The sequence below is a fragment of the Shewanella marisflavi genome (assembly GCF_002215585.1).
Taxonomy (GTDB): domain Bacteria; phylum Pseudomonadota; class Gammaproteobacteria; order Enterobacterales; family Shewanellaceae; genus Shewanella; species Shewanella marisflavi.
The window spans coordinates 2,797,428-2,820,295 of record NZ_CP022272.1 but is presented as its reverse complement, the minus strand read 5'-3'; the positions used below and the strand labels follow the sequence as shown (position 1 = coordinate 2,820,295).

Annotated in this window: 20 protein-coding genes and 2 pseudogenes; 19 read left to right on the top strand and 3 right to left on the bottom strand. The window is 41.1% G+C overall.

Annotated elements, in window-relative coordinates; genetic code table 11:
- The first annotated feature begins 116 nt into the window (after positions 1-116).
- From CFF01_RS12465 to CFF01_RS12385, 18 genes and pseudogenes are all read left to right on the top strand, one after another.
- Positions 117-932 (top strand): hypothetical protein, encoded by an 816-nt coding sequence (locus CFF01_RS12465; RefSeq protein WP_088905007.1) that lies wholly within the window; start codon positions 117-119, stop codon positions 930-932.
- Positions 929-1,891, top strand: coding sequence for a hypothetical protein (locus CFF01_RS12460; protein WP_088905006.1), 963 nt, complete (start codon positions 929-931; stop codon positions 1,889-1,891). The genes CFF01_RS12465 and CFF01_RS12460 overlap by 4 nt, the downstream gene beginning before the upstream one ends.
- A 29-nt stretch (positions 1,892-1,920) precedes the next feature.
- The gene (locus CFF01_RS12455; protein WP_088905005.1) at positions 1,921-3,063 is read left to right on the top strand and encodes a glycosyltransferase; all 1,143 of its coding nucleotides are present in this window, start codon (positions 1,921-1,923) and stop codon (positions 3,061-3,063) included.
- Positions 3,053-4,180 (top strand): hypothetical protein, encoded by a 1,128-nt coding sequence (locus tag CFF01_RS12450; protein WP_088905004.1) that lies wholly within the window; start codon positions 3,053-3,055, stop codon positions 4,178-4,180. The genes CFF01_RS12455 and CFF01_RS12450 overlap by 11 nt, the downstream gene beginning before the upstream one ends.
- A 52-nt stretch (positions 4,181-4,232) precedes the next feature.
- Entirely contained in the window at positions 4,233-4,928 is a 696-nt protein-coding gene (locus CFF01_RS12445) for a glycosyltransferase family 2 protein (RefSeq protein WP_088905003.1), read from the top strand.
- Positions 4,929-4,938: 10 nt separating this feature from the next.
- Positions 4,939-6,054 (top strand): GDP-mannose 4,6-dehydratase, encoded by a 1,116-nt coding sequence (gene gmd / locus CFF01_RS12440; RefSeq protein ID WP_088905002.1) that lies wholly within the window; start codon positions 4,939-4,941, stop codon positions 6,052-6,054.
- A 76-nt stretch (positions 6,055-6,130) separates the two neighbouring features.
- Complete coding sequence (fcl, locus tag CFF01_RS12435; protein ID WP_088905001.1) at positions 6,131-7,090, top strand: GDP-L-fucose synthase; 960 nt, start codon at positions 6,131-6,133, stop codon at positions 7,088-7,090.
- Positions 7,091-7,098: 8 nt separating this feature from the next.
- Entirely contained in the window at positions 7,099-7,581 is a 483-nt protein-coding gene (locus CFF01_RS12430) for a GDP-mannose mannosyl hydrolase (RefSeq protein ID WP_088905000.1), read from the top strand.
- A gap of 2 nt (positions 7,582-7,583) precedes the next feature.
- On the top strand, positions 7,584-8,996 hold the full coding sequence (locus tag CFF01_RS12425) for a mannose-1-phosphate guanylyltransferase/mannose-6-phosphate isomerase (RefSeq protein WP_088904999.1): 1,413 nt from the start codon (positions 7,584-7,586) through the stop codon (positions 8,994-8,996).
- 2 nt (positions 8,997-8,998) lie between these two features.
- The gene (locus CFF01_RS12420; RefSeq protein WP_088905945.1) at positions 8,999-10,420 is read left to right on the top strand and encodes a phosphomannomutase; all 1,422 of its coding nucleotides are present in this window, start codon (positions 8,999-9,001) and stop codon (positions 10,418-10,420) included.
- A gap of 5 nt (positions 10,421-10,425) precedes the next feature.
- A complete protein-coding gene (locus tag CFF01_RS12415; RefSeq protein ID WP_088904998.1) occupies positions 10,426-11,175 on the top strand; it encodes a glycosyltransferase family 2 protein in 750 nt (249 codons plus the stop codon).
- Positions 11,172-12,119, top strand: coding sequence for a UDP-glucose 4-epimerase family protein (locus CFF01_RS12410; protein WP_088904997.1), 948 nt, complete (start codon positions 11,172-11,174; stop codon positions 12,117-12,119). Before CFF01_RS12415 ends, CFF01_RS12410 begins: the two co-directional genes overlap by 4 nt.
- Positions 12,120-12,128: 9 nt before the next feature.
- Positions 12,129-12,677, top strand: coding sequence for a sugar transferase (locus CFF01_RS12405; RefSeq protein WP_088904996.1), 549 nt, complete (start codon positions 12,129-12,131; stop codon positions 12,675-12,677).
- 84 nt (positions 12,678-12,761) lie between these two features.
- Positions 12,762-13,928 (top strand): nucleotide sugar dehydrogenase, encoded by a 1,167-nt coding sequence (locus CFF01_RS12400; protein WP_088904995.1) that lies wholly within the window; start codon positions 12,762-12,764, stop codon positions 13,926-13,928.
- 349 nt (positions 13,929-14,277) lie between these two features.
- Complete coding sequence (locus CFF01_RS12395; RefSeq protein WP_088904994.1) at positions 14,278-16,224, top strand: nucleoside-diphosphate sugar epimerase/dehydratase; 1,947 nt, start codon at positions 14,278-14,280, stop codon at positions 16,222-16,224.
- 62 nt (positions 16,225-16,286) lie between these two features.
- Complete coding sequence (gene galU / locus CFF01_RS12390; RefSeq protein WP_088904993.1) at positions 16,287-17,171, top strand: UTP--glucose-1-phosphate uridylyltransferase GalU; 885 nt, start codon at positions 16,287-16,289, stop codon at positions 17,169-17,171.
- A gap of 113 nt (positions 17,172-17,284) precedes the next feature.
- Positions 17,285-17,389 (top strand): annotated as a pseudogene (locus CFF01_RS19375) (sugar phosphate nucleotidyltransferase); the annotation flags it as partial.
- Positions 17,390-17,392: 3 nt separating this feature from the next.
- Positions 17,393-17,596 (top strand): annotated as a pseudogene (locus CFF01_RS12385) (glucose-1-phosphate thymidylyltransferase); the annotation flags it as partial.
- 256 nt (positions 17,597-17,852) lie between these two features.
- On the opposite strand, the gene CFF01_RS12380 reads toward CFF01_RS12385, so the two are convergent.
- The 3 genes from CFF01_RS12380 to CFF01_RS12370 all read right to left on the bottom strand — a co-directional run bounded on the left by CFF01_RS12380 (position 17,853) and on the right by CFF01_RS12370 (position 20,966).
- Positions 17,853-19,022 (bottom strand): site-specific integrase, encoded by a 1,170-nt coding sequence (locus CFF01_RS12380; protein ID WP_088904991.1) that lies wholly within the window; start codon positions 19,020-19,022, stop codon positions 17,853-17,855.
- Positions 19,023-19,535: 513 nt separating this feature from the next.
- Positions 19,536-19,847 carry a hypothetical protein gene (locus tag CFF01_RS12375; protein WP_157704993.1) on the bottom strand — a complete coding sequence of 104 codons (312 nt, stop codon included), beginning with the start codon at positions 19,845-19,847 and terminating at the stop codon, positions 19,536-19,538.
- A protein-coding gene (locus CFF01_RS12370; RefSeq protein WP_088903906.1) for an IS3 family transposase occupies positions 19,792-20,966 on the bottom strand; the annotation gives its coding sequence in 2 pieces (ribosomal slippage) (positions 19,792-20,708 and positions 20,708-20,966; 1,176 coding nt in all). The genes CFF01_RS12375 and CFF01_RS12370 overlap by 56 nt, the downstream gene beginning before the upstream one ends.
- A 550-nt stretch (positions 20,967-21,516) precedes the next feature.
- Here CFF01_RS12370 and CFF01_RS12365 point away from each other — a divergent pair.
- Entirely contained in the window at positions 21,517-22,260 is a 744-nt protein-coding gene (locus tag CFF01_RS12365; RefSeq protein ID WP_088904989.1) for a phosphatase, read from the top strand.
- Positions 22,261-22,868: the final 608 nt, after the last annotated feature.

The following is a 22,868-nucleotide window of genomic DNA, read 5'->3' as shown; positions in this document are numbered from 1 at the left end:
TTGATTTTATGTAAGTTGCTAAAATAAATTTGTTTATCTATATATCTCGATGTTGTCATATTAAGATAGTTTTTATTTAATTTGCTAGGTCTAATTTACTAATTAAAGGTTTTGTTTTGGGTAAAAAATACGCAATACTATTGGTCTATTCAAACATCTGTAAGCAAAGTGTCATTGAATCTTTTGTTTTTCATTCTAAATTAATTTTGGGTTCTGATTGTACTATTTTGGTTGTTGAAAATAACTTATCTTCTGTATTTAACTACAAGGCCTCGGGTGATGTTACATTTATAACAGGTGATAATACTTTATCTGAATTCAGTGGATGGGCAAAAGGAATAGATTACATCAAAAAGTGTAATATTGTTAATGAAGGTGACATTTTTCTTTTTGGTAATGATACATTTAATAATCACCGTAGCTTTTCTGTTTTAGATTCTTTATTATTCAAATGGATGGCTAGTAAGCTTAAAAAACCTGAACCAGTTATTATTGGAGAAGTATGCAGAACTAATAGAATATGTTCACTGGATGGAATGGCTTTTAGTAGTTGGGTTTCTACTTATCTTTTTATGGCAAATGTAAAGATGGTTAAAAGATTCAGTGAAGCTATCGTTAGTGGTCGCGAATGTATTGAAAGGGTAACTGATAAGTATATTTCATTCAGCAACAAAAGGGTTTGCTCTGAATTATCTGCACATATTAATTCTTGGTTAAGGCCAGTAGACCAACAGCAGCACTCATGGTATAAATCGCATTCAGATGATTTAGAGTTGATTTATAGAAAAGCTGAGGCCATTTTAAACGAAAAAAGACTTTCTGCTATTACTGTTAATTCAAACGGAAGACTTTATAGTGTTTATGACTCTATGCTTGGTGATTTAATAAAAAAGGTAGGGTGGTCTATTTACTATCGTCGGAGAAAATTATGAATGTTTTTATTTCACCTTCAGGAAACATTGATAATGAATATCTGCATATTACAAATAACATTATATCTGATATATGTGGCGTTAGAGTTAAGGGTATTAATTGCCTAAAGTTTTATAATATCTTTGAACGAAAGCGAAATTGTGCAATATTGAATTGGTATGAAGATTCTGTCTTTGATAGGCGAAGCATTAAATATAGGTGGTCTCTATTTTTTATTTTTATTTTAAAAGTTTTGTATATAAAAAGTCTTTGCAGTAAAGTTATTTATATTAAACATAACTATAAGCCGCATGGTTCACAAAGCGGTTCCTTGATTTTTTCTTTAAGTAAGTATCTTATTGAGAAAATGGCTTCAAAAAAAGTTGCTCATACTGATAATATAGATGGCTTTGATTTTGTTCCTCACCCATTGTATTTGAATGATGAGGATTTCTTGGGGGCTCTCAATAATATTTGTGAAAGGAGTGTCGATTATTTCATTTTCGGTACAGTTAGTCGTTATAAAAAATTACACAAGCTTTTAAACGAGTGGCCAGAAAATATTGCTCTTACAATTTGGGGTAAGTGCAATGATACTGAACTGGAACAAGAAATATGTAAAATAATTTGTGAGAGAGCGCTTTCTGTAACCTGGCGAAATGAGTTTATAGATATAAAAGAGCTTAATTCAAAGCTATTAACTTGTAAGCATGTAATTGTTAATAACGATGATTCTACAATGATTGCTTCTGGCGTTTTTTATCACGCGATTTCATTCGGTTGCAATGTATTGGTTAATAAAAGTGCCTTTTCTTATTTTGCTAAAAAAAAGCACGGTAATATTTGTGCGGAGTATACAGTAAATAACCTTGAATCAGTTTTGAAAATAAATAATTTTCATTCGGTGGATTCAAGCGTCTTGGATATTTCAGGCCGTCAAAGTCTTGCTAAGAAGTGGGCAGAGATGATCTTCAAATAATTTAAGTAATAATCGATTGGTGGTGTTTTTTGAATATTCTTTTCTTTGTAAATGATAAAGTTGATTTTAGCACTGGTGTTGGAATAAAGATAACCTCTCAATCTAAAGCTATGTCATTTTTATCAGATGATTATTACTTCATTTATGCCCATGATAGTTCTAAATACAGGGTATCAAGTGATGGTAGTGTATTGAAAGAAAGGTGGGCTTTTACACCTTTGCTTTTACGTTATCAATTTGACAATCTATTAAGGTTTATAATTGATAATAATATTGAACTGATTTACATTAGGTACACTCACTTTTCTTCGCCGACTTTTCTTCGTTTTTTATGTGAGTTAAAGAAACATAATATTATAATAGTGCTTGAATTTCCGACTTTTCCGTACGACTCTGAATACAATTCTTTGGGCTTTTTGTCGAAAGTTAAACTAGAGATTGACAAGGTTTTCAGGTGTAGGTTACATGAGTTTGTTGATTATGCCGTTACCTTTACTGAAAACGATAAGGATATTCTTGGCATGAAAACAATTTGCATATCCAATGCTGTAGATAGGATGGCAATTGAGAAACGGGGAGAAACTTTGAGGGAATTAGAGTCTGCGACCTTTCCTGAAACAATTGTGTTTACCGCAGTATCTTCTATGCACTCTTGGCATGGTATTGATAGATTTATAAATTCAATTGAAGCTTATATTAGAAAGATTGGAACTTCGATCAAAATCAAGTTTAATGTTGTCGGTGATGGTCCTCAGTTAATTCCGCTTAAAAATATGGTGGAAGATAAAAATCTTTCACAATATGTCTTATTTCATGGGCAACTCACAGGTAAAGAATTGGAGTCAATACTTTTAAGTACTCATATTGGAGTCGATTCGTTGGGACGGTTCAGATCTGGCAACTTGAGTAACAATTCACTTAAATCAAAAGAGTACCTGTCTTATGGTCTTCCTGTTTTAAAATCGCATATCGATAAGAGTATTGATAGTTCGGGGTTTGTTTTTAATGTTAAGAATGATGAGTCTATTATAAATATTGATAATCTCCTTACACTGTATCAGAAACTTTTAACCACTAGCAATAGGCTCGCGATCAACGAGTTTTGTAGGTCCAATTTTAGTTGGGATGTACAGTTGTCTCAAATTTTAGAGAGTGTATCTGTTGATAAATGATAGAAAAGTAGACTTTTTCTCAGCAAGTTTACTGTTTTGTTTTAGCCTTATGTTCAACAATCTGTCTGTTGGGCCAGTATTTTTATCAGATATCTTTACACTGATTGCGGTTGTGTTGTTAACTGCAGGTGATAATTTAAAGTATAACGTTAGCAGCAATGAAAAAATATTGTATTTATTGTTTATAATATTTATTTGCCACTCAATTTTCATTATTACTTATCATGGTGGAGATTATTTAAATGAAGTCCTCAGGAGTTTTAGGGTTCCTTTATATTATTATGTGATTAGTCAGTTGTTTGTTAGATTTCGTGAAATTCTATATACGGTTTTTGTTGTATTTGTAGTCGTACATTCTATTTTAGTTGTTGCAGGAGCATTGAATCAGCAGGTTTTTGAGTTTTTAGGAGCATTCATTCGCTATGAAAAGCTGTGGTGGTATGGTAGAGGTAATGGATTAACAACTTCCTTTGATGCTGCAGGCTTTTTGATTTTAACTGCCATTATTTTACTTTCAATTAATGTTACAAAAACTAAAACTTTTCTTGCTTTTTTTCTTCTTGCTGCAGGATTTTTTACTGGTAGAACATTTATGGTATTAGGTCCAATAGCATTTTTTATTTATCATTTTGTTTTCCAGAAAAGATTTGCGGTTACTTTAATTTTTATACTAGTGCTTTTTTTGTTTTCTTTAATTGTTAATCAGATTTTTCCTTTTCTTATTCTGTTTATTGAAGGCTTAAGTTCAATAGGGCAGGGCGATGGGTATTATGATACCACCGGAAGACTTATAATTTGGGCTGCTCAGGTAGCTGATTATATATCTTTTTTAGGAACTGGGAAGGACTTGGTAGGGGTTGATTTAGGTTATTTGAAAACTCTGCATTATGGTGGTCTTATATATTTTCTGTTCCAATTGTCAATAGTAATCTTAATTCCGCTCACATTAATAAGAAGAGTTGCAGATTTTTTTCCCGTGCTAGTGTTTTTGACTTTTTTTCTGATTTACAATGTTAAGATATACGCTTTCTTTTCTTCTATATTTATGCCTGTTTTTTTTCTTTTGGTGTTCGCTTTGGCTAATTGTAATAGAACGTCTCGTGAACGTAGTAATTGACTTTTTCTTTGGCATTGAGTTTTAAAAGGGGTTCATTTTGATTAGTGTGTGTATGGCAACTTTTAATGGGGCTGAATTTCTAAGGGAACAAATCTGTTCCATATTAAGTCAATTGGGTCCCAATGATGAACTTGTTATCTCTGACGATGGCTCAATTGATGATACTCTGGCTATAATCGGTGCTTTTAATGATGGCAGGATAAAAGTGTTCATTAATGAGGGGAGCAGAGGTTACAGCACAAACTTTAACAACGCGATTGAAAAAGCGACTGGCGATGTAATTTTTTTGTCTGACCAAGACGATATATGGCTTCCTAGTAAGGTTGAAAAATGTCTTAAGGAGCTGAAAAAGTCAGATTTTGTTGTTCATGATGCTAAAGTCGTAGATTATAATCTACAAATTCTGATGGATTCTTATTTTGATTATAGGAATGTAAAGCCAGGTTTTGTTGCAAATTTTGTTCGGATAGGTTACTTGGGGTGTTGTATGGCATTTAAGCGTAAAGTGCTTGATAAAGCTAATCCAATGCCGTTGAAATATAAAGTTATTACTCACGACTCTTGGTTGACGTTGGTTTCTGAATTTTATTTTAGTGTATCACTTATAGATGAACCATTACTCTTATATCGCAGACATGGTTCTAATGTTTCTAATGGTGGTGCCAGCGAGGGTAATAGTTTAGCATTTAAGGTGTACATAAGAGTCTTTTCATTGCTAAAAATAGTGTCAAGATTTAGAATTTGTTAGGATAAATAATATGAAAGTTGCATTAATTACAGGAATAACAGGCCAGGACGGGTCTTACTTAGCTGAGTTATTATTAGAGAAAGGATATAAAGTGCACGGTATTAAACGTCGAGCATCCTCTTTTAATACATCGCGAATTGATCATATTTACCAAGACCGTCATGAGTCAAACCCTAATTTTTTCCTGCATTACGGTGATTTAACCGACACCTCTAATCTAACTCGTATTTTAAAAGAGGTGCAGCCAGATGAAGTTTATAACTTAGGTGCGCAGTCTCACGTTGCTGTTTCTTTTGAGGCGCCAGAGTACACGGCTGATGTCGATGCGATCGGTACTTTGCGCTTGCTAGAAGCAATTCGCTTCTTAGGCATGGAAAAGAAAACAAAATTTTACCAAGCTTCGACGTCCGAGCTTTACGGTGAAGTTCAAGAGATTCCGCAAAAGGAAACTACACCATTTCATCCGCGTTCACCCTATGCAGTGGCAAAAATGTATGCATATTGGATCGTAGTTAATTACCGCGAATCATACGGTATGTACGCTTGTAATGGCATTTTGTTTAATCATGAGTCTCCACGTCGAGGTGAAACCTTTGTGACCCGTAAGATTACTCGCGCATTAGCGAATATTTCTCAAGGTTTAGAGAAGTGTTTATACCTAGGTAACATGGATGCATTACGTGACTGGGGTCATGCTAAAGATTACGTGCGTATGCAGTGGATGATGCTCCAACAAGATACCGCGGAAGATTTTGTTATTGCAACTGGTAAGCAAATCTCTGTTCGTGAGTTTGTACGTATGTCTGCGGCTGAACTGGGTGTTACAATAGAGTTTAGCGGTAAAGGCGTTCAGGAGGTGGCGACGGTAGTGGGCATTGAAGGAGATAATGCGCCAGCACTTAAAGTGGGTGATGTAATCGTTCAGGTGGATCCACGTTATTTTCGCCCTGCTGAAGTAGAAACGCTATTAGGTGACCCGTCTAAGGCGAAACACAAACTAGGTTGGGAACCACAAATCACAGTTGAAGAAATGTGTGAAGAAATGGTTAGAAACGATTTAAATAAGGCTAAGCAGCATGCCATATTAAAAAGTTATGGCTACGATGTTAGCGTTTCGGTCGAATAGGCTTTTAGGGTAGATGGTATTTACAAAGAGCTGGCTAAATACTAGCTTTTCGTTTTGAAAGAAATTAGGGCTGAGAATGAAGAAGATATTTGTGGCGGGTCATAATGGCATGGTTGGCTCAGCCATAACTCGTCAATTGCATACTAGTGAAAATGTTCAGGTTGTTACACGTAACCGCACCGAGCTTGATTTACTTGACCAGCAAGCTGTACGTGAATTTTTTGCATCAGAGCAAATCGACCAAGTTTACCTGTCTGCTGCCAAAGTAGGTGGGATTGTGTCAAATAATACTTACCCAGCTGAATTCATTTATGAAAACCTGACAATTCAAAACAACATTATTCACAGTGCACATTTAGCGGGCGTGCAGAATTTATTGTTTTTAGGCTCGTCGTGCATCTACCCTAAGCTGGCTGAGCAGCCGATGACAGAGCAGGCGCTACTGACAGGCACTTTAGAGCCGACCAACGAGCCTTATGCTATAGCAAAAATTGCCGGAATCAAAATGTGCGAGTCTTACAATCGCCAGTATGGTCGAAACTATCGCTCGGTGATGCCAACGAACTTGTACGGTGAGAACGATAATTTCCACCCAGAAAATTCTCACGTTATTCCTGCACTATTACGTCGTTTCCATGAGGCCAAACTTAACAGTGATGCGAAGGTAGTTGCATGGGGCTCTGGTAAACCGATGCGAGAATTCTTGCATGTGGATGATATGGCAGCCGCATCTATCTATGTCATGAACCTCTCGCAAGCAGTCTATGAAGCAAACACAGAGCCTATGTTAAGTCACATTAATGTCGGCACTGGTGTTGATTGTACGATTAGAGAGCTGGTAGAAACGGTTGCCAAAGTGGTTGGCTTTGAAGGTGAGATTGAGTTTGATGCGACCAAACCTGACGGCGCTCCGCGCAAACTTATGGACGTATCTCGCCTTAAAGCTCTGGGTTGGCAGGCAAAAATTGAATTAGAGCAAGGTCTTGCATTGACCTATGACTGGTTCTTAGCCAACCAAGATAATTTTAGAAAGTAGGCTGTGTGATGTTTTTAGACCAAGACACTTTCAAAGCGGTGATTGCCAGTACGCCGTTAGTCTCCATTGATTTGGTTGTTATCAATACGAAGGGACAAGCTTTGTTAGGGCGGCGTTTAAATCGCCCTGCTAAGGACTATTGGTTTGTGCCTGGTGGGCGAATACTAAAAAATGAAGCCATAGCTGATGCCTTAAAGCGTCTAACCCAAGATGAACTCGGTCAAGTGTTTACCACGGAACAGGCGAGCTTGTTGGGTCCTTTTGACCATTTTTATGACGACTATGTGTTTGGTGATGAGATAACTACCCACTATGTGGCCATTGCCTTTATTTTGAAGCTTGAATGTGAGTTGGATAATTTACCTTTAGGTTTACAGCACGGGGGGTATCAGTGGTTCGATATCCCTCAATTGATGACCAATGCTAAGGTCCACAAACACACTAGGTGGTATTTTGAGAATCACACAACTGACTTACTCGAAAAGGATTAAAAATGATATTACCTGTCATCATGGCCGGCGGCTCTGGTTCGCGTTTATGGCCGCTTTCACGTCAACAATTTCCTAAGCAGTTTTTAACCTTATTGGGTAAAGATTCCATGCTGCAAACTACCGCGCAGCGTTTAAAAGGGATTGAGCATGTGCCAGCTTTGGTTATTTGTAATGAAGAACACCGTTTTTCGGTCGCTGAGCAGTTTCGAGCTAACGCCATCCAAACCAGCGGTATTATCTTGGAGCCGGCGGGACGTAATACCGCACCTGCAATCGCTTTAGCAGCGATGCAAGCTCTGAAAAATGGTAGTGACCCGCTATTACTTGTGTTGGCGGCTGATCACGTTATAAAAGACGAAGAGGCATTTTGTTCATCGGTTAAGCAAGCATTGCCGTTTGCGAAAGCGGATAAGTTAGTAACCTTTGGTATTGTACCTACTGCTCCTGAAACAGGTTACGGCTACATCAAGCGTGGCAACGTGCAAGGTGATAATGCTGGTTTTAGCGTGGCACAGTTTGTTGAAAAACCTAATCTAGAAACTGCTCAGGAATATCTCTCGTCAGGTGAATACTACTGGAACAGTGGTATGTTTTTATTCAAAGCCAGTGCGTATTTGGCTGAGCTTAAAACCCATCGGCCCGATATATTTAGTGCATGTGAGCAAGCCATGGCGGCAACACAAGCCGATTTGGACTTTATACGTGTTAATAAAGAGGCGTTTGAAGCGTGTCCTGATGATTCGATTGATTACTCGGTGATGGAAAAAACTGCGCAAGCGGTAGTTGTGCCTATGGACTGCGGTTGGAGTGATGTAGGAAGTTGGTCTGCACTGTGGGAAGTTTCAGATAAAGACGAATATGGTAATGCTTGTCGAGGTGATGTTATTAACCTCAATACTCGTAATACGTATGTTCACGCGACAGAAAAGCTCGTTACTACAATTGGTTTGGACGACGTAGTAATAGTCGAAACCAAAGATGCGATTTTGGTGGCGAAACAAGCTGAAGTACAGCAAGTAAAAAAGATTGTGGAGCAGCTAAAAACAGAAGATCGTGGCGAGTGGCAACATCACCGTGAAGTTTACCGTCCTTGGGGGAAATACGATTCGATTGATAATGGTGATCGCTTCCAAGTCAAACGCATTACGGTTAAGCCAGGTGAGAAGCTTTCTATTCAGATGCACCATCATCGTGCTGAACATTGGATTGTGGTAACTGGTACGGCAAGAGTCACCAATGGTGATAAAGATATTTTGCTGACCGAGAACCAATCCACTTATATTCCGGTCGGGGTAGTCCATGCGCTGGAAAATCCTGGCAAAGTGCCACTTGAGTTAATCGAAGTACAGTCAGGCTCTTACCTTGGAGAAGATGATATTGTGCGTTTTGAAGACAGATACGGCAGGGTAAATTGATGATGCAGGTAAGTGTTTCCCTAGTCATCAAAGAAAGTGGGGTTGCTTTTGGTACTAGTGGCGCTCGTGGTTTGGTTACAGACTTTAAACCGGAAGTATGCGCCGCCTTTACTTTAGCGTTTATTCAAGTCATGCAACAAAACTTTAGTTTTAAGCGTTTGGCTATTGCGATTGATAACCGCCCAAGTAGTCCTGATATTGCTGCAGCTTGTATTGCAGCAGCAAAAGCAATTGGCTTAGAAGTTGATTATTACGGTGTGATTCCAACACCTGCACTTGCTGTTACTTCAATTTCGGATAACGTCCCTGCTATTATGGTTACTGGTAGCCATATTCCATTTGACAGAAATGGGCTGAAGTTTTATCGCCCAGATGGTGAAATAAGCAAATCTGAGGAATTGGCAATTTTAGCTTCTGAATGCGCTCTTATTGATTTCAGCGTTGCTTCATTACCTGATGTTTCTGAACGAGCAGCGAATGCTTATGTAGAGCGATATCTCAATTTATTTAGTGCTGATTCATTAAAAGGTAAGCGCATAGGGGTTTATGAGCACTCTAGTGCGGGACGCGACTTATACGTAGGTTTGTTTGAGAAGTTAGGAGCAAAAGTAATTAGCCTTGGTCGCAGTAATAACTTTGTTCCGATTGATACAGAAGCAGTTTGCAAATCTGATATCGATATGGCTGTTAAATGGCAGAAAGAGTTTCAGCTTGATGCGATTTTTTCTACAGATGGTGATGGTGATAGACCTCTGTTATCCGATGAAACTGGTAACTATTTACGTGGTGATATTTTATGCTTACTTGCCGCAAAACACTTAGGAATTGAAGCATTAGCCGTTCCGGTTAGCTGTAATTCAGCGATTGAAGATTGTGGTGCATTTAAAAAGGTTGTTAGAACAAAAATTGGTTCACCTTATGTGATTGCCGCATTTGATAAGTTAAAGCTATCCAACTTTGATGTAGCAGGGTTTGAAGCTAATGGTGGATTTATACTCGGAACAGCTATCAATGTGAATGGTCTTACCCTTAGTTCTTTGCCTACACGAGACGCACTCCTTCCTGCCTTGGCAGTGTTAACTAGTGTCGGTACTGGTAGTATTTCAGACTTAGTTAGTGATTTACCAAATATTTATACCGCGAGTGATCGGATTCAAAATTTTGAGCGCAGCAAGAGTTTAGCTATTATTAATAAAGGCTTGATAGACCCTCAAGGTTTGTTGTTACAGTGTGGTTTAAGTGATTTTAATATTGATAGTATGGATGATACTGATGGGTTGCGTTTGAGGCTTGATAATGGTGAGGTTGTGCATCTACGTCCATCAGGGAACGCACCTGAATTAAGGTGTTACGCTGAGGCCGATAGTTATTTAAGGGCAACTGATTTGGTTCGGATCACTTTGAATTCCATAAGAAGTATTTAGCATAAATGAAAGTTTCAATAATCACTGTTTGTTATAATTCAGAAAATACGATTGAAGATACACTTAAGTCGGTTGCTCAACAGACATATAACAATATCGAACATATAGTAATTGATGGTAACTCTACCGACGCGACAAACTCTATTGTTGAAAGATACAGTGAGTTTGTTGCTATTCATGTTAGTGAATCAGATAAAGGATTATACGATGCAATGAATAAAGGATTAATCCTAGCTACGGGTGAGCTAGTAGGCATCCTTAACTCAGATGATATACTGGCTGATAGCAACAGTATTCAACGTATTGTGCGAGCTGTTGAGAATGTAGAAAGTGTTGATGGTGTCTATGGTGATGTTGGCTATTACGATTTCACATTGACTAAAAAAACGCGTCATTACTCATCAAAGGGGTTTCATAAAGACAAATTCTCAAGAGGGTTTATGCCAGCCCATCCATCCTGTTATTTTAAAAGATCTTTTATTAGTCAGGTTGGTTTATATAGTTTGGACTTTAAAATCGCGGCTGATTTTGATTTCTTAGTGAGAGCATTTGCTATCCCTAATTCTTCGTTCTGTTATTTACAAGAAGAGATTGTTAAAATGCGGGAGGGGGGGATCAGTACATCGGGATTTACTTCAAATATTTTGCTTAATAGAGAAATTATTCAATCTTGTAGAAATAATGGGTTACATTGTTCTTGGTTGTCAGTACTGAGTAAGTACCCGGAGAAAATTATGGGGTTGATTTTTAAATGATTTTGATTACTGGCTCCAATGGATTTTTAGGTAGTCGTATTGTAGAGCGGAGTCTCAGTAAGGATCTTGTCCTTCTAGACCGAGGTGCAGAGAGTAAACATAAAGACTATCCGTTTTTTCAAACAGAAATAAATAGTTTTGATGATTACTCCCAGGCGCTTATCGGATGTAGAACTGTGATTCATTGTGCTGCGCGAGTCCATGTAATGGATGATAACGTGACAGACCCATTAGCACTCTATCGAGAGGTAAATACAGCTGGAACCGTTAACCTAGCGAAGCAAGCTATTAGGGCCGGTGTGAAGCGATTTGTCTTTATCAGCAGTATCAAGGTTAATGGTGAAAGTAGTCAACCAAGTAAGCCTTTTACTTCAAGCGACCCTCACGCATCTCAAGATGATTATGGTTTGTCTAAGTCGGAAGCAGAGCTGCAGTTGCAGGCAGTTGCCAAAGGTTCAGGAATGGATGTGGTGATTATTCGTCCAACATTGGTCTATGGTCCTGGTGTGAAAGCAAATTTTGCTTCGTTGATGAGTTTTGTTTCAAAAGGTATACCGCTTCCATTTGGATGTATTACTAATAACAAGCGAAGCTTGGTATCAGTCGATAATTTAGTTGATTTGATCATCAGGTGCATTGAACACCCGAAGGCGGCTAACCAAGTGTTTCTGGTGTCAGATGGCTATGATGTCTCGACTTCTGAAATGGTTAGCGAAATAGCCACTGCTCTAGGCAAGACTACTAGACAATTACCTGTTCCCGTTTGGTTGTATAAGTGGGTAGGTAAATTATTCAACAAATCAGATGTTGTGGATAGACTAACCGGCTCATTGCAAGTTGATATTAGTCATACAAAAGAAGCCTTAGGTTGGAATCCTCCTCAGAGCTTGCAAGAAGGATTCAAACAAACGGCAGAAGCTTTTTTACTTAAAAAAAACAAATAGAGTACTTACATGATTCGTCTAATTGATTTCCTAGCAGCCTTTTTGGGCTTGCTGTTACTTTGGCCAATTTTGCTCATTGTGACAATTATTGGCATGTTTGATACAGGTTCACCAATTTTTGTCCAGACACGTGTAGGCAAGAATCAGATACCTTTTAAGCTGATTAAGTTTCGTACAATGTCAGTTGAAACTAAGTCTGTAGCTAGCCATCTAGCCAGTAATGCCTCAATTACTAAGTTAGGGTTATTCCTTCGTAAGACTAAAATCGATGAATTACCACAATTGATTAATGTTCTCAAAGGTGAAATGAGCTTAGTTGGTCCTCGTCCGAATTTATACAATCAAGAGGAACTAATTAAAGAACGAGATGTTTTAGGCGTGTATGATGTTTTGCCTGGGATTACAGGTTTAGCCCAAGTACAAAATATTGATATGTCGACACCTAAATTATTGGCTCAAACAGATAAAGAAATGGTTGATACACTTACCGTAAAAAAATACTTTAAGTATATTTTGATGACTGTCACAGGAACTGGTTCTGGTGATGCGATAAAGTAGGTTATTTTCGTTATGTTCATTTGCTTTTAATTGGCACTTACTTTTTTAAAATTAGTACCGTTTCATTTTTTAGGAATTTTAATAATGAAAATAACCATCGCGGGCACAGGATATGTGGGCCTCTCAAACGCCATGCTGCTTTCCCAGCATAACCAAGTTGTTGCCGTGGATATCATCCCTGATAAGGTGGCGATGCTGAATAATAAGCAGTCCCCAATTGTGGATGCCGAGATCGAACACTTTTTATCAAATAAGGCGCTTAATTTTACAGCAACCTTAGATAAACAAACGGCTTATACAGATGCTGACTATGTGGTGATCGCCACGCCGACCGATTATGACGTCGAGACCAACTATTTCAATACTTCCTCAGTCGAGGCGGTCATAAAGGATGTGATGGCGATTAATCCCAACGCGGTCATGGTGATCAAATCTACTGTTCCGGTAGGGTACACCGAGCGCATAAAGCAAGAGTTCAATTGCCATAACATTATTTTCTCGCCAGAGTTTCTGCGTGAAGGTAAAGCACTGTTTGATAACCTTCATCCATCGCGCATCATTGTGGGTGAACGTTCAGAACGTGCCCAAATATTCGCGAACTTGTTGGTTGAAGGGGCGCAGAAGCAAGATATTCCTGTGCTGTTTACTGAGTCGACAGAAGCCGAAGCGGTTAAGCTGTTTTCGAATACTTACCTTGCGATGCGCGTTGCTTATTTCAACGAGCTGGATTCCTATGCTGAAGCTCATGGCTTAGATGCCCGTCAAATCATCGAAGGGGTGGGGCTAGACCCGCGTATTGGCAATCACTATAACAATCCTTCATTTGGTTATGGGGGGTATTGCCTGCCTAAAGATACCAAGCAGCTGTTAGCCAATTATCAGGATGTGCCCAATAACATCATCGGGGCCATTGTGGATGCTAATCGTACCCGTAAAGATTTCATCGCTGATTCGATTTTAAAACGTCAGCCTAAAGTGGTGGGGATTTACCGATTGATCATGAAGACGGGCTCGGACAACTTCCGTGCGTCAAGCATTCAAGGGATCATGAAACGGTTAAAGGCGAAAGGGATTGAAGTTGTGGTTTATGAGCCTGTATTGGATGATGCCGAATTTCTTCACTCAAGAGTTATAAAAGACTTCGGTGAATTTAAAGAGTGCAGTGACGTGATTGTTTCAAATCGCATGGTGGAAGAACTGCATGATGTGATTGAAAAGGTCTATACACGTGATTTATTCGGTTCTGATTAACTTTTTGTTCAAAGAATAGTTCTATCTATTGGAAGAGACACTGTATTGCCTCTGTATAGCTAGAATGTTGCCGATGCAAACTGTCTCAGTTTTCTATAACCACGCGAATCGTGTCTCACGAGGTATTTTTAAAATTCGGTCTCCAAAACCGATAGCTTAGAGTATCCTACTCTCCTAGGGGGAGTTGTTAGTTACTACTTGGAGTTTGTATGCTTTCGTAACAAGCTTCGATGGTGATCCCCATGGCACGATTGATGTGATAATATGAGTGCCTTTGCGGTTGTATTATGGTTGAGTCACGTACTTTAAGATGTAGTACATTATGAACTTTAATTTTTTGGAGCGAAAAATGGATTTTTTGCAAAGCTTGTTTGGTTTGAAACGCACGCATAAGCGTGTTGTTAGTCTCATCATTGATGCATTCTTTCTCAGTTTTGCGTTTTGGACCGCATTGCTCGTGCGCATCGATGACATTTCTGTGCTGGCCAATTCCCACTACTGGCTGTTACTTTTTATCGTAGTTCCTTTGAGCTTAGTGGGTTTTGCAAAGCTTGGGTTATATCGTGCAGTATTGCGCTACATGGGGTTGCAAGCCCTGACGGCGATCGGTTTCGGTGTGATGCTCTCAACCATCATGTTGGTGCTTTTTGCCTTTTATGTTGATGCGCAACTGCCGCGAACCGTACCAATAATTTATGCCGCATTTTCATTAGTGTTTATCGGTGGCACCAGGGCAATAGTGCGCTCTATGGTAGGGTCTGGAATGAAGCGTGTCGGGGAACCCGTCATTATTTATGGCGCGGGTGTCAGTGGCAGACAGTTGTTAACTGCTCTGGTACAAAGCCATGAATATTATCCGTTTGCGTTTGTTGATGACGATGAAACGCTTCACGGCACTGTTATCCAAGGGGTTCATGTTCATTCTCCTTCTATCATTCGCAAGTTAATCAAGCAAAAAGCGGCTACCAAAATCTTACTCGCTATTCCGAGTGCATCTCGCTCTCGTCGACAGGCCATTTTGGAGCAGTTAGAGTCGTTAGCTGTGCAAGTGCTTACCTTGCCTGCCATGGCGGATCTTGTTAGTGGCAATAAGCTTTATAGCGATATTAAAGAAGTTGAAATCGATGATTTGCTCGGTCGCGATTGTGTGACGCCTAGAGCTGATCTGTTGGCAGCTAACATTCGTAACAAAGTGGTGATGGTTACCGGGGCCGGGGGGTCAATCGGCTCGGAGTTATGCCGGCAGATTTTAAAGCAGTCACCTAAGAAATTGGTGCTTTTTGAACTGTCTGAGTTCGGTTTGTATTCCATTGAGCGCGAACTTAATGCCATTGCAAAAGAGTTATCTCTCGATGTGAAAATCTATCCCATGATGGGGTCTGTACAGCGAGAGAATCGTGTTCAAGCTGTGATGGAAGCTTTTAAGGTGCAAACGGTTTATCACGCAGCAGCCTATAAGCATGTACCTCTTGTCGAGCATAACGTTGTTGAAGGTGTGCGTAACAATGTGTTTGGTACTTTATATACTGCTCGCGCCGCTATTGCTGCTAATGTTGAAACATTTGTGTTAGTTAGTACTGATAAGGCTGTTAGGCCAACGAATGTGATGGGGACAACGAAGCGTATGGCCGAGTTAGTTCTTCAAGCATTAGCGGATAAAGGAAGTGCTACTCGTTTTTGTATGGTCCGATTTGGTAATGTTTTGGGCTCTTCCGGGTCTGTTGTGCCGCTATTTAGAAAACAGATCGCAAATGGTGGTCCTGTAACAGTAACCCATCCAGAAATTACCCGCTTCTTTATGACCATACCCGAAGCTTCTCAGTTGGTGATTCAAGCCGGTGCAATGGGCAAAGGCGGGGATGTCTTTGTTTTGGATATGGGCAAGTCAGTGAAGATCGTTGATTTGGCCACTAAGATGATCCGCCTGAGTGGTTTTGAAGTCAAAGATGATAATCATCCTGATGGTGATATAGCGATTGAGTTTTCAGGCTTGCGTCCAGGTGAGAAGCTCTATGAAGAGTTACTGATTGGTGACGACGTTACCGGTACTGAGCATGAGCGCATAATGACGGCCAATGAGGCCTTTTTAAATTGGGCTGAACTTCAAGCGATCTTGGCGCGTTTAGATAAAGCATGTCATGAATTCCAGCATGAAGTGATAAGAGATATTCTTCTTTCTACGCCAACAGGGTTTAGTCCAACAGACGGTATTTGTGATTTAGTCTGGTTACAGAAAAATCAAGATAGCAAGAACAATGACATTAAGGACAACAAGGTCATTCCTCTGGTGTCTTAATTTTTTCTCAATCCAATATAACTCCTCTTATTTTGTGGAGTTTTCTTTTTCGAGTATTTTTTATGAAAGTTGTTATTCCAGTAGCTGGGCTTGGTACCCGTATGCTTCCTGCTACCAAGGCTATCCCCAAAGAGATGCTTCCGCTTGTTGATAAACCGCTTATTCAATACATAGTGAATGAGTGTGTTGCAGCAGGTGTAAAAGAGATTGTGTTGGTGACTCACGCCAGTAAGAACGCTATCGAAAACCACTTTGATACCTCCTATGAGCTCGAATCGACGCTAGAGAAGCGTGTAAAGCGTCAGCTGCTTGAAGAGGTGCAATCAATCTGCCCTAAAGACGTGACAATTATGCATGTACGTCAGGGTGAGGCTAAGGGGCTTGGCCATGCCGTGCTTTGCGCTAAACCTTGTATTGGCAATAATCCTTTCGCTGTTGTATTGCCCGATGTGATATTGGATGAATACAGTGCCGACCAAAGCTCAGAAAACCTGGCTGCGATGATCAAACATTATAAAGCGACTCAAGCTAGCCAAATTATGGTTGCGCCAGTGGCTCTAGATGAAGTAAACAAGTACGGGATTGCCGATTGTGGCGGAGTGGATATCGCACCTGGTGAATCATCAGTCATTAAGGCTATGGTTGAAAAGCCGGCCATCGATGAAGCTCCATCTAATCTTGCTGTTGTAGGTCGTTACGTTTTGTCAGAAAAAATCTGGGATTTGCTAGCTAAAACCCCCGCTGGTGCAGGTGATGAGATCCAATTGACAGACGCGATTGATATGCTGATTGAATCTGATACTGTAGAAGCCTTCAATATGGCAGGTAAATCTCATGATTGTGGCGATAAGCTCGGTTATATGACGGCTTTTGTTGAATACGGCCTACGTAATGAAAAGCTGGGTAAAGAGTTTCGTCAGCAGTTAGAGAACTTGCTAGCACAATAATCTAGGTGAGAATTTTAATGCCCACTTTGGCTTGCTGAAGTGGGCATTTTTCATTTCAGGGTAGTGTATTATCTATTTAGAGTTATAAGCTAAGACTAAATGAGAGCGGTATAGTGAAAGGTATTTTATTAGCGGATGGTACTGGCACGCGGTTATACCCCATTACACGCGGCGTATCTAAGCAGCTGCCTGTCTATGACAAGCCGATGATCTATTATCCGCTCAATACCGGTACGTTCGACAGTCTGCAGCAGGCTTCATCTTTTGTTCAAACCATAGAAACAGTGCAGGGCTTAAAAGTAGCCTGTCTTGAAGAGATAGCCTGGCGTAATGGCTGGCTGACCAATGAGGATATTCATCGTCTTGCCAAGCCTATGCTGAATAACAGCTATGGTCAGTACTTACTTTCACTGTTGTCCCCATAGGGCTTAGTAAAGGAAAGCTGTGCTAGGTTTGTATTAGTCATGAGGGAGCTGAGAAAGCGACTGGCTAAGACTGCTGACAATGGATATTAGTGCTTGCTTCAATGTTTTGCATAGGACTCGTTGAACAGTCAGCTTTGTCGGTTGCGCCACCCAAGTACAAGCCACCCATTTAGTGTTCGATGGGAGAGAGGAACCAACTGGAACAATTGCCCACTCAATTTCAGTGAGCAATTGAATAAACCAGTTGATTGCGGATCTACGACGCGACGGCTTCTGAGCTCATGAGTTGATCAAAAGCGTTGCCGTCATTGCGCGACGCATTAACGACATAAGGGGCATAGACGTCAAACAGTAACCGTGTATCACTGTGGCCCAGCAGCTGAGATATGTAGAGTGGATTTTCAAGGGCAGCGATATGTAATACCGCAGCTGTATGACGAGTTTCATAGGGGCGGCGCTTTTTTAGCCCCGCACTTTTCAATGTCGGGTACCATAATTTGCGACTGACATAGTGGGTTTGCAGTGGCGTACCTGAAGGCCCTGTAAACACAAAATTATTGCCTGAGCGATTGGCGGCTTTGATCCGCTTAAATGCATCATACACAGTGTCGCACATTTTCAGATCTCGACGCGATTTCGGTGTTTTCACATCACATACCACCCCGTTGACCCAGTTTTGTCGAATACGGATCAATCGGTGCTCAAAATCGATATGTTCCCATTCCAATCCATGCACCTCACAGTTTCGCATGCCAGTCCAAAACCGGATAATGAAATAGTCTTTCCACTGCTTAGGGACCACAGAAAGAAAGCAGCGCACTTCGGCAATGGTCATGGGGTAAGACTCTGCCTTTTCTTCTTTCAAGGAGCGGTAGCGCCTCAATGGGTACTCAAACTTAAACTCTTCAGATACTAGGCTGGTAATGGCGATGAGTGGCCACAGAATGTTATTCACGCGGCGATTGGAGAGTTGCCGAGTTCCATCTTCCTTCTTTATATCCAGTAATTTCTGACGAAAGAAATCAATTTGAGTCAGACTGACTTCATTGACTAAGGTATTGCCAAACTCTGGGATGAGATATTTTGTCAGCGCTGTCCGAACACTGCCTTGATAACTTTGCTTCCACTTGGCCTTTTGGCGTTCAAACCATTGGTTGGCGTAGTTATCAAAGAAAGGGTACTGACGGTCGGGATGTCGTGTGCGTTGCAGTTGTTCAAACAGAGCGACCTTTTTACTGTTGGGGAAGTAGTCTCGGTACTGAAAGCTACCTAAGTCTATCTCAGCATTCATCTGCTTTAGGGTGGCTTTAGCACTGGCTAAGTTTTTCGGGGTGGCCATCATTTTGGTGCCTTCACGAAAGCGTTGGCCGTAGAGGTGTAGGTCGAACTGAATACGCCCATTAGGGCGAATACGAATATGAGCCATAATCGTCTCCATCAAATAGATCTGTCCCTATCCGATGGAATTCGTTAAGATCTCGCCATCGGCTGGGGGTGGTTAATAGTCTTCTGCAGCCGATACGGGGCAGGGTGGTTGCCGCCATCCTGTCCCAACTGCTTCTTTATCAGGTTAACCGGGTTATTAAAACCCGCAACTGAACCTGAACGCCTCATTTCCCAATAGTCCGCACATCGCAAGTATTGGTTAAAAAGACAGCTTTCAATATATCAACTACTGGTTTTTTGTCCAGTGGTTTCTGCTTGAATTCATCACTTCATAATGACTTTTCTAATACCGAAACGGTGCGAAAGATCAGCGCTTGAAAATAAGCCTAAGCAAACGCCCTTCGATGACTTCAGTACTGTCTTGCAGACCCTAATAGAAGCGATCAAGTGCCACTTACCCTCAATCATGACCCTATCGCTGCTGCAATTTAAAGAAACGAAGGGATGACGTTTCATTTCTGAGCGGTAAACGCTGGTCAACTAGCATCTGATTTTATTCTTGCTTGTGCAGTACACTCGCTGGTAAACCGTATACCGCAATCACATCCAATACTTTAAGGGAGTACTTGGTTTCATATACTGCCCTACCCATCAGTTTGCCGTACATGGTGCCAGCCTCATTGGAAGATAAGCCGCTTTTTGAGAAGTCGAAGTTATTGATGGGCATTTGTCTTATTTGTTCGATATAAAGCTGGTCTATCACTTTTTGGCTTTCACTGCGTAGGTCCTCTTTTTTATAACTGTAGTGGTCAACTAAAATTGGCCACGGTTTTGTATTCAAGCCAGTATCTTCGCTCTGACTCATTGGGTGTCAGCCCACCGTTATATTGATGTGGTCTCAGCTGACTGTAATACCCCGTCACATATCGCGAAATCTCACTCTTAGCCTCACCGATATCCCGATAGCCTGTCATCGGTATCCATTCTGTTTTTAAGCTTCTAAAGAAGCGCTCCATCGGGCTGTTGTCCCAGCAGTTTCCTCGTCGACTCATGCTCTGCTTAATCTGATAACGCCAGAGCTGTTGGCGGAAGCGGCGGCTGGTATAGTGGCTTCCTTGGTCACTATGGAACATTAGGTCTTTCGGCCTTCCTCGCGCCTCAAAGGCCATGGTTAGTGCCTTGCTTGTTAGCGCACTATCGGGCGAAAATGACATCGCCCACCCCACCGGTTTCCGTGCAAACAAGTCCAGAACAACGGCAAGGTAAGCCCATCGTTTGCCTGTCCACACATAGGTCACATCGCCACACCACACTTGATTGGGAGCCGTCACTGCAAACTGGCGGTCAAGGAGGTTAGGGATGGCGACATGCTCCTTGTCTGCCTTTTTGTAGCGATGTTGCGGCACCTGGCAGCTCACTAGCCCCAGCTTCTTCATCAGTCCTGTGGCACGATAGCGCGTCAACCTAACGCCAGCAGTCGTCACCATATCAGCCAGGGTTCTGGCACCCGCTGACCCATTGCTGGCTTCATAAGCCTCCCGCACCAAGCTGTGCAGTTTTACCCGCTGCGAGTCAATGGTGGTAGGTCTGCCTCGCCAATACTTGTAACTGCTGCGGTGAATACCAAATACTGAACAAATCCGTTTTACGCTATGGCTCTTCTTGAGTTTCTCGACTAACGAGAACTGTTCAGTGAGTCTGACATCAAGAGAGCCGTAGCCTTTTTCAAAATGGTGTTCTCTTCTTCAATGCGGCGGATTTTCTTCTCCAGCTCACGGATCCGCTGTTGTTCGGGGGTGAGCGGTGCGCCTTTGGGGGATATGCCTTGCTGCTCTTGTCGAAGCTGGTTTACCCATTTACGCATGGCTGAATTACTCACGCCCATCGCGCTTGCAGCCTCAGCTATGCTGTATCCCTGTTTCGTTACCAGCTGCGCAGCTTCTAATTTGAACTCTGCACTGAATGTCGGTCTTGTGTTCTTCATTTCTACCACCTTTTTTCCAGAAGTTAGTCTATCACTTCGTCTATTCAGGTGGCCAAATTCACTATGCCACTACACAGGAAGAAGAAAGGCTAGCGATCAAAGTGGTGTCGTTCAATGTTTTTTCGGTGTGATGGAAATTAAGACAGAAGTAATAATCAAGAAGCTTTAGCATTTTCATCACATTTCGCAGGATCCCTATCTAACCATGTGCGAATTCAATTTCGCAGCGCATGAACAGCCAAATTAAGCTGCATTCTTAGTTCATTAAATAATGATTACTAGCGATTATTTCATTATCCTTATTTAGATATAAAAACATACAACGTCTTTTTAATGGCAATAGGCACTAACTATTTAGTCATTGGGACAAACTGATTGTTTAATTCATCAACTCTTTTGAACGCTGAAGAGATAGAGCAGGCCAATCGGTTTCATTCTGAGTGCTGCGGTTTCTGAGTGCTGCGTTATGGAGTAATGCAGTTGAAATGAGTAGACTAGTCTCTCTATTGTCATTCTTCTCTAACCTGGCCTCATGCTAACGGAATCGCCGATGAAGTTCCTTGTTGATGTTCATGCCCATACCATTGCCTCAACCCATGCCTATAGTACGGTCCATGATTATCTGGCTGTGGCAAAAGAGAAGGGCGTTAAGCTGTTTGCAATCACTGACCATGGCCCAGATATGGCTGATGCGCCTCACTTTTGGCATTTCGTCAACATGCGTGTATTGCCTCGGATTGTCGATGGTATCGGTGTGCTGAGAGGTATTGAAGCCAATATTAAAAACGACAAGGGTGATATTGATTTCTTTGGTGACTACCTTGATGAACTAGATATCGTGCTAGCCGGGTTTCATGAGCCCGTTTTTCCACCATCCACTCAAGCTGCCCACACTCAAGCATTAGTCAATTGCATTGAAAGTGGCAATGTAGACATCATCAGTCATCCGGGTAATCCTGCTTATCCCATAGACATTAAACGTGTTGCCGAAGCGGCGGCGACTCACAATGTTGCCCTTGAGATCAACAACTCCTCATTTTTGACGTCACGAAAAGGTAGCTTGAAAAACTGCACCGCGATTGCCCAGGCAGTAAAAGAGGCTGGAGGCTATTTGGTTGTGGGCTCAGACTCCCATGTTGCTTTCAGTTTGGGTGATTTCGAGAAAGCTATCGAGTTGATTCAAGCAGTTGATTTTCCGATTGAGCGGATCTTGAATCGCAGTCCCAAAGCGCTGCTAGACTTTTTAACGGCAAGAGGTCATAAAGGGCTGGATGAGTACGCGGGGATTGTTTAAGGGTCGATAGAGAAAAACAAAGCCGACAAAACTAGGACCTTCTGTCCATCCTAGACTAGTGCAGATAGTCGGGTTGCCGTGGACTGGGTTCCGGCCTCAAGGTATTTGGCGATTTCCTTTCAAGGCGACTTCAAACGTGTCAGGACTCATTTTGACGAGATGTGCATCGGTAGCGATTCCTTCGATAATCTACTTTATCCTATAGCGCGGACTGGTAAGGCCTGAAAAACCTGACACTTACTCATACGTACTTAGTTCATTTATCACGCTGAATGTAAAACTAGGCTCGCCAGGGCCCATATGACAAATACCGAACAACAAATCGATGCTTTGCACTGAAAGTGTGTTGCCTGAATATCTGACACATAAACGGCGCAAAGGGTTTTGTTTTATCCGCTTAACTGATTAATACATAACCACGTAACGTATTGGTTAACATAAATTTTTCTTAATAAAACTTTATGCCTAGTCTATGAATGGCGCCTTTTTTAATTTATCATCGTTAATTATAAGGATTTGATTATTAATAACGTTTAATTTTATCACTATGGTGAATTACTTCTGCAAGTCCCGCCGTTATTGCGTGGCGTTGGCTCTGGCGCTACTTG

What these genes read in the sequence shown, in the direction of transcription:
- CFF01_RS12365 (WP_088904989.1), top strand. Translation starts at nt 21,517, where the DNA reads ATGAAGTTCCTTGTTGATGTTCATGCCCATACCATTGCCTCAACCCAT.
- CFF01_RS12410 (WP_088904997.1), top strand. Translation starts at nt 11,172, where the DNA reads ATGATTTTGATTACTGGCTCCAATGGATTTTTAGGTAGTCGTATTGTA.
- CFF01_RS12395 (WP_088904994.1), top strand. Translation starts at nt 14,278, where the DNA reads ATGGATTTTTTGCAAAGCTTGTTTGGTTTGAAACGCACGCATAAGCGT.
- CFF01_RS12425 (WP_088904999.1), top strand. Translation starts at nt 7,584, where the DNA reads ATGATATTACCTGTCATCATGGCCGGCGGCTCTGGTTCGCGTTTATGG.
- CFF01_RS12415 (WP_088904998.1), top strand. Translation starts at nt 10,426, where the DNA reads ATGAAAGTTTCAATAATCACTGTTTGTTATAATTCAGAAAATACGATT.
- CFF01_RS12420 (WP_088905945.1), top strand. Translation starts at nt 8,999, where the DNA reads ATGCAGGTAAGTGTTTCCCTAGTCATCAAAGAAAGTGGGGTTGCTTTT.
- fcl (WP_088905001.1), top strand. Translation starts at nt 6,131, where the DNA reads ATGAAGAAGATATTTGTGGCGGGTCATAATGGCATGGTTGGCTCAGCC.
- CFF01_RS12430 (WP_088905000.1), top strand. Translation starts at nt 7,099, where the DNA reads ATGTTTTTAGACCAAGACACTTTCAAAGCGGTGATTGCCAGTACGCCG.
- CFF01_RS12380 (WP_088904991.1), bottom strand. Translation starts at nt 19,022, where the DNA reads ATGGCTCATATTCGTATTCGCCCTAATGGGCGTATTCAGTTCGACCTA.
- galU (WP_088904993.1), top strand. Translation starts at nt 16,287, where the DNA reads ATGAAAGTTGTTATTCCAGTAGCTGGGCTTGGTACCCGTATGCTTCCT.
- CFF01_RS12375 (WP_157704993.1), bottom strand. Translation starts at nt 19,847, where the DNA reads ATGAGTCAGAGCGAAGATACTGGCTTGAATACAAAACCGTGGCCAATT.
- CFF01_RS12405 (WP_088904996.1), top strand. Translation starts at nt 12,129, where the DNA reads ATGATTCGTCTAATTGATTTCCTAGCAGCCTTTTTGGGCTTGCTGTTA.
- gmd (WP_088905002.1), top strand. Translation starts at nt 4,939, where the DNA reads ATGAAAGTTGCATTAATTACAGGAATAACAGGCCAGGACGGGTCTTAC.
- CFF01_RS12460 (WP_088905006.1), top strand. Translation starts at nt 929, where the DNA reads ATGAATGTTTTTATTTCACCTTCAGGAAACATTGATAATGAATATCTG.
- CFF01_RS12400 (WP_088904995.1), top strand. Translation starts at nt 12,762, where the DNA reads ATGAAAATAACCATCGCGGGCACAGGATATGTGGGCCTCTCAAACGCC.
- CFF01_RS12445 (WP_088905003.1), top strand. Translation starts at nt 4,233, where the DNA reads ATGGCAACTTTTAATGGGGCTGAATTTCTAAGGGAACAAATCTGTTCC.